The 6,227-nt window shown below is 33.4% G+C and carries 8 protein-coding genes; 5 read left to right on the top strand and 3 right to left on the bottom strand.

What is annotated here, in order from left to right; all coding sequences use genetic code 11:
• Positions 1 to 242: 242 nt before the first annotated feature.
• The 5 genes from WCG23_12790 (at position 243) to WCG23_12770 (ending at position 3,930) form a co-directional block, all read left to right on the top strand.
• On the top strand, positions 243 to 434 hold the full coding sequence (locus WCG23_12790; protein ID MEI8390746.1) for a hypothetical protein: 192 nt from the start codon (positions 243 to 245) through the stop codon (positions 432 to 434).
• Positions 435 to 941: 507 nt separating this feature from the next.
• Positions 942 to 2,255 (top strand): FAD-dependent oxidoreductase, encoded by a 1,314-nt coding sequence (locus tag WCG23_12785; protein ID MEI8390745.1) that lies wholly within the window; start codon positions 942 to 944, stop codon positions 2,253 to 2,255.
• The gene (locus WCG23_12780) at positions 2,252 to 2,554 is read left to right on the top strand and encodes a 4Fe-4S dicluster domain-containing protein (protein MEI8390744.1); all 303 of its coding nucleotides are present in this window, start codon (positions 2,252 to 2,254) and stop codon (positions 2,552 to 2,554) included. The genes WCG23_12785 and WCG23_12780 overlap by 4 nt, the downstream gene beginning before the upstream one ends.
• Positions 2,555 to 2,728: 174 nt before the next feature.
• Positions 2,729 to 3,418 carry a hypothetical protein gene (locus WCG23_12775; protein ID MEI8390743.1) on the top strand — a complete coding sequence of 230 codons (690 nt, stop codon included), beginning with the start codon at positions 2,729 to 2,731 and terminating at the stop codon, positions 3,416 to 3,418.
• 140 nt (positions 3,419 to 3,558) lie between these two features.
• Positions 3,559 to 3,930: a hypothetical protein gene (locus tag WCG23_12770; protein MEI8390742.1), complete on the top strand. Its 372-nt coding sequence runs from the start codon at positions 3,559 to 3,561 to the stop codon at positions 3,928 to 3,930.
• 24 nt (positions 3,931 to 3,954) lie between these two features.
• Here the strand turns inward: WCG23_12770 and trxB are convergent, their stop codons facing one another.
• From trxB to WCG23_12755, 3 genes are read right to left on the bottom strand one after another with little or no spacing between them, the layout of a single operon-like run.
• The gene (gene trxB / locus WCG23_12765; protein ID MEI8390741.1) at positions 3,955 to 4,899 is read right to left on the bottom strand and encodes a thioredoxin-disulfide reductase; all 945 of its coding nucleotides are present in this window, start codon (positions 4,897 to 4,899) and stop codon (positions 3,955 to 3,957) included.
• A gap of 26 nt (positions 4,900 to 4,925) precedes the next feature.
• Positions 4,926 to 5,462: a hypothetical protein gene (locus tag WCG23_12760; protein MEI8390740.1), complete on the bottom strand. Its 537-nt coding sequence runs from the start codon at positions 5,460 to 5,462 to the stop codon at positions 4,926 to 4,928.
• Between the two features lie 2 nt (positions 5,463 to 5,464).
• Entirely contained in the window at positions 5,465 to 6,166 is a 702-nt protein-coding gene (locus WCG23_12755; protein MEI8390739.1) for a Bax inhibitor-1/YccA family protein, read from the bottom strand.
• Positions 6,167 to 6,227: the final 61 nt, after the last annotated feature.

Raw genomic sequence — 6,227 nt, 5'->3', positions numbered from 1 at the left:
TCTAAGTTATCAAATTTATTCTCAAATTTCTTGTCTAAATTCTCAATAGCTTTTAAAATTTTGTTTTCCATTTATTACCTTCCTCCAAAATTAATTGAAATGTAATTAAAATTTTACCAAAAAATAACTAAATAAAAAACTTTACAAAATCAAATGACAATTATATTTTTATTTTTGTTTTTATATAAATATAGGAAATAGATATTGGTTTTAAAAAGAGAGCGAAAGAGGAGGAAAAAAATATGGCGGATACAAGAATTCCTGCAGGTGTTTACCCGGATTCAAGTAAATTTTCAAATTCATTAATAAGAAAACAACCAAACGAACCCAAAAATATTTTTCACAAAAATGATGATAAAGACATAAAAGCTGCTAAACAACATGAACAAGATAGATCAAAACTTGAAGGGATTATAAATTCTTTGCAAAAATAATAGAAATTCAGCTTTAATAAGATAAAAAGAGACTTCCATTATTAATAACGGAAGTCTCTCTTTATTGCCTATGAATTTTAAGAAGGTTTTTTATCACAGTGTCGGGGTTTAAAGTTATAAGCTGCATAAACAATTCCTATCGCTAATAAAAACATACCCAGTGCAGCCATAATGTTAATAATACTCATTATTTTTCCTCCAGTTTATCAATCATACAATTTATATCTTTGTTTGCTTCCATAAGCAAAATTATAAAAGTAATATTTATTAAAAGTCCGATTATAAAAAGTATAATTTTTTGAAAATTATCCATATTAATAAAAATTGCGGCTAAACCGCCGGTTAAGACAATAACAACAGTCCATAAAATTTTAACTATTTCTGTATATAATTTAATTTTATACAGAACTTAAATTATACCTGATTATTTTTAAAAATATATTTTTATTTTATAATAAAACATTAAAAGAGCTAAAATAAAAAACAGCTGTAAAAAGGAGAAAAAGAGTGGAAAGAGAAATCGTAGATGCGGTGATAGTGGGCGCAGGTCCGGCAGGGATTGCGGCAGCCATGACACTTGCTAAAGCTGGTAAAGAAGTTGTTGTTCTTGAAAGAGGCGACTATCCCGGAAGCAAAAACGTATTTGGCGGTGCGATATATGCACAGCCTACCGCTGAAATTTATCCTGAGTTCTGGAAATCAGCACCGGTAGAAAGACATAATATTGAACATAAATTTGCGTTATTAGGAAATAATGACGGTACTGTAATAGGCTACAGAAATGGGGAGCATTCAAAAGAGGGACATTACAGCAGTTTTTCTGTTATAAGAGCAAAATGGGACAAATGGTGCGCAGAACAGGCAGAAAAAGCCGGTGCATTTATAGTTCCTCAAACTCTTGTCGAATCTTTAATTATTGAAGACGGAAAAGTGGTCGGCGTAAAAACCGAACAGGAAGAGTTTTATGCAAAAGTTACTATAGTTGCAGACGGCGTAAACTCTCTGCTTACAAAACAGGCATGGAATCGTCCTGAAATTGAACCTGCAAATGTTGCAGTCGGAGTTAAAGAAGTTATTTCTCTTCCTAAAGAAAAAATTCAGGACAGATTTAATCTTGAAGGCGATAGCGGAGTGATTTATACAATAGTTGGCGGACCTATGCAAGGAATGGTCGGGCTTGGATATATTTATACAAACCTTGAGTCAATAGTGGTAGGCGTTGGAATTTCTTTAGAAGATTTAAAACACCATAAACAAAAACCTTATGATTTGTTAAATCAATTAAAAGAACATCCTTCAATAAAACCTCTTATTCAAGGCGGAGAGCTTCTTGAATATTCAGCGCATCTTATACCGGAAGGCGGATATGGAGCAATGCCTCCACTCTATAAAGACGGAGTGCTTATTGCCGGAGATGCTGCAATGTTGGTAAATAATGTTCATTGGGAAGGCACAAACCTTGCTATGGTCAGCGGAAAACTTGCAGCGGAAACTGCAATAGAAGCCATAGAAAAGAATGATTTTACTGCAAATATGCTTTCTCTATACCAGACAAAGCTTGATGACTCTTTTGTATTAAAAGATTTAAAAACTTATAAAGATGTGATGAAATTTGCCGAGAAAAATTCTAAAATATTCATGGAGTACTATATTCCGGGAAAAGTAAATGAATTTTTCAATATGTTTACAACCACTGATAGTATTCCAAAGCAGAAAAAGTACAAAGATTTTATCGGAAATTTACTAAAAGAAAGATCTTTCGGCATTCTCTGCGACATAACCAAAGTAATTAAACTGGTAGGAGGTATTTTACTAAGATGACTGAAGTAAAAAATAAAATTCCTGAGAATATAGATGACAAGTTGTTTACTGTCAAATATAACTGCGACAAGGAAACCCACTTAAAACCAAATCAGGAAGACTGCAAAGTTTGTAAAGACAGACCTTGTACTTATTGTTGTCCTGCAAATGTTTACAATTGGGATGAAGAGCAGAATAAAAATCTGGTTGGTTTCGAAAATTGTCTTGAATGCGGAGCTTGCAGAATTGTTTGCCCTGCAAAGACACTTGACTGGAAATACCCAAAATCAGGCTGCGGCGTAAGCTTCAAGTACGCTTAAAAAATCTGCTGCCTGTCATTAGCAACTAAGTAGCGAAAGTTTTATTTAATCAAAAAATCCGGCGAATTTCGTCGGATTTTTTGTAACAAATTTGTTGTATTTTTTATTTTTGCTATTAACTTTTATTTTTACGGGTCTTTAAGTAATTGTAAATAAAATAGTGAGGTGTAAACCTTGGATTTAACAGTAAAACCGTTAAGATTAAATTGTAATATTTTTTTCAAAGCAAACAGACCTTCAAACAAAGACGAAGTTCCCGCAGAAATCAATTACAAATATTCAACACCTGAAAGCAGAGAAAAAACTATAGCTATATTAGGAGCTTCAGTTGACAGTCAAGAATTATCTCCATATACAAAACAAGCAAATTCTTTAGCCAGAGAACTTGTAGCTAGAGGCTACAATATTGTTACAGGCGCCGGTAGTGCAGGTATAATGGGTGCTGCTAACAAAGGCGGACACGAAGCAGAATTGAATCCCGAAAACAAAAATCATGGAGAATGTCTTGGTCTTATGACTCAAGAGGCATGGGGTAATGAAGATTATAGAAACTGCAATATTATTAAAAGAGCTGGAGACGATTTCACAAGAATTGCGGATTTCGATAAAGTTGCGAAGCATATTGTTGCTTTTCCCGGTGGCGCTATGACAGTTGCAGAAGCAACATCGTTTATAGCAAAAGCAAGATACGAAAAAGGTGATAAAAAACCTGACGTTTCTTTTATAGGTCCTTATCAAGGTTTAGATTTTCAATATGAAACACTCGAAAAAATTAAAACGCTGGGTACAAACAGACAAACAATTTATAAATCATACAATGATGTTAAGTCCCTTTTAGATGAGAAATTCCCCAATTTAAAATAATTGGAATATAAATTTAAAGAAATATCTTAATGTAATTACAAAGTAATCACTTATTTGATTTTACCGATAAAAATGGTAGAATTACATGTCTTTAAAATTTAATTTGTGTCTGCAATTCCGAAAATTTTTAAAGGATGGCTATGGATCAAAGAAGATGGTATGACAGAGATCCGATTCTCTCAAAAGCAATGAAGATCCTTGAAACTACTGATGATAAGTTTCAAATTCAGGTTGCTTTGAACTTAATCAAGGTTATTATTGAACACAATATCGAATCAAACGCATTCAATACTGTTGAAGATATCCTTTCGGCGGTTGAAGAAGGTCGCTGTGAAAAAGGAAACGAAAGATGGTACGACATAGATCTTACCATTAAGACTTCTGTACAGATGCTTGAAAATTGTTCAGAGGAGATGCAAAGCAAGATTGCAAGAAGCATCGCAGAATTAATAAATGATAAACTTCAAAATTCTTATGATGATGAAGAAGATTTTGAGGAAGATGAAGAATAAAAAAAGAGGCGATAGCCTCTTTTTTTACACGTGTATAACTTGTTTTTCTTCCAGGTATTTAACTGCGCTGGTTGCAGAAATAGCACCGTCTGCCGCAGAAATTACAACCTGTCTTAGAGGAGAAACTCTGACATCACCTGCCGCAAAAACACCTTCGCAGCTTGTTGCAAGATTAATGTCAGTTTCAATAAACCCTTTTGAGTCAAGCTTGATTTGCTCTTGAAAAAGTTCTGTATTAGGGCTATAACCGATATACGGAAAAACAGCATCAGTCTTGAGTTCGGTGTTTTCGCCTGTTATGACGTTCTGTACAGAAATAGATTCAACTTTATCTTTCCCGTTTACGGAAGTTACAACTGTATCCCAAATAAAATTAATTTTAGGATTTGCATAAGCTTTTTCCTGATAAATTTTTTCGGCTCTTAGCGAATCTCTTCTGTGGATAATATTAACTTTAGAAGCAAATCTGGTAAGGTAGAGAGCTTCTTCAACAGCAGCATTTCCGCCGCCTATAACGCAAACTTCTTTCTCTTTAAAGAAAGCTCCGTCACAAACTGCACAGTAGCTTACACCTCTTCCTATAAATTCTGTTTCACCGGGAACGCCTATTTTTTGAAGTCGTGCACCTGTTGCAATAATTATAGTTTTTGCCTTAAAAATATTTTCTGAGGTTTCAATGGTTTTAACAGGGGAAATTAAATCAATTTTTGTGATTTCCTGCATTATAAATTTTTCTATATTAAATTTATCAGCATGCTGCTCAATTTTTTCAACAAGATCATAACCGCTGATAAGAGGAAATCCCGGATAATTTTCAATCTCAAGAATATTTGTTAACTGTCCCCCGGTCACGCCTGTATCAACTATAGCTGTTTTTAAAAGCCCTCTGCCTCCGTAAAGAGCGGCAGTAAGACCAGCAGGTCCGCCACCAAGTATTAATAAGTCATAGTTTAACTCTTTTTGTGTCATTAGAATCCTTTTTCCTTCCTGATAATTTATTTTGCAAACAAATCCTTTAATGTTGGACCGGAAATTTTTTTACCTTCTACTCTATATTTTACTACATCTGTTTTATAAATTTTACCCTGAGACAAATGTTTAATAATTAATTTGTCTTCACCCGAAAAACTGTCGCCTTCAACTATAACTTCAGGCGTTTCTGTCTCAATATTATTTGAGGAGGCATGCTCTCTTGTAAATTTTGCTTTTTTGCCGATAACTTCGTTGACGGTTATTGAGGCAATAGCACCTGTTACAGGGTTTGAAAGTGTAATTGTATCACCGTTTCTGTCAAATTCCCATATATCTGCGCTTTTGCTGCGAAAAAGTTCAGGGTTATTTGTTTCAATTAAAGTACTTTTTACAATCCATTTTCCGTAAAATTCTTCCGGAAAATCTTTGTTTATAGAAATATTTCCGTTAAGTATTTTTATTTTTTGAGCGGAATTATTTGAATTAACGTCAAATACAGGAATTCCTTCTTTAATTCCCGCATTTGATATTAATAAAGCTGTAAATAGGGATAAAATCACAATTATTTTCTGTTGCCAAAAAGTCTTAAAAGCATAAGGAAAAGGTTTATAAAATCAAGATATAAAATCAAAGCGCCGCTGATAGACTCTTTAACATCTTCTTCTGTTCCCGAATTTCCTATTATATTAAGCTGTTTGATTTTTTGTGTGTCATAAGCAGTCAATCCGACAAATATCAAAATTCCTGCATAAGTTATAACCCAGTACATCATACTGTTATGAAGAAAAATATTTACTAAAGAAGCTATAATCAAACCTATTAATGCCATAAAACAGATATTACCGACGCTGGTCAAATCTTTTTTTGTTACATAACCGTAAAAGCTCATAATTCCAAATGTTCCTGCCGTAACAACAAAAGTTGTAGTTATAGAAGCTGCGGTATAAATCAAAAATATACATGACAAAGTCAGCCCGTTTAATGCGGAATAGCCAAGAAACGTATTCATTGCCGTACTTGCCGACATTTTTTTAACATTTGCCGCAAGATGACCGACTAAAAAAACTTCCGCAATTATTAAACCGAAGAAAATAAGCATATTTCCGAAAATAAAATGAATTATTGCGCTTGATCCGGCTACAATATAAGCAACAGCCGCCGTTAAAAACAGCCCCATCGACATCCATTTATAAACATTAACTATAAATTCCCGTTGTTCCAGTTCTACCTGTGATTGGGTAAAAGTTTTTATTTCTGTTTGCATAAATATGTCCTCTTTAATTAAACAACTACATAAATTATACCAATTATATTATATATAAAAA

It is taken from the genome of bacterium (genome assembly GCA_037147175.1).
In the GTDB taxonomy this organism is placed as follows: domain Bacteria; phylum Cyanobacteriota; class Vampirovibrionia; order Gastranaerophilales; family UBA9971; genus UBA9971.
Note: the sequence above shows the minus strand (reverse complement) of the source record. Positions and strands in the feature narration are given on the sequence as shown.

Excerpts from the sequence above, each read along its gene's own strand:
- trxB (MEI8390741.1), bottom strand. The coding sequence starts at position 4,899 with ATGACACAAAAAGAGTTAAACTATGACTTATTAATACTTGGTGGCGGA.
- WCG23_12755 (MEI8390739.1), bottom strand. The coding sequence starts at position 6,166 with ATGCAAACAGAAATAAAAACTTTTACCCAATCACAGGTAGAACTGGAA.
- WCG23_12790 (MEI8390746.1), top strand. The coding sequence starts at position 243 with ATGGCGGATACAAGAATTCCTGCAGGTGTTTACCCGGATTCAAGTAAA.
- WCG23_12780 (MEI8390744.1), top strand. The coding sequence starts at position 2,252 with ATGACTGAAGTAAAAAATAAAATTCCTGAGAATATAGATGACAAGTTG.
- WCG23_12770 (MEI8390742.1), top strand. The coding sequence starts at position 3,559 with ATGGATCAAAGAAGATGGTATGACAGAGATCCGATTCTCTCAAAAGCA.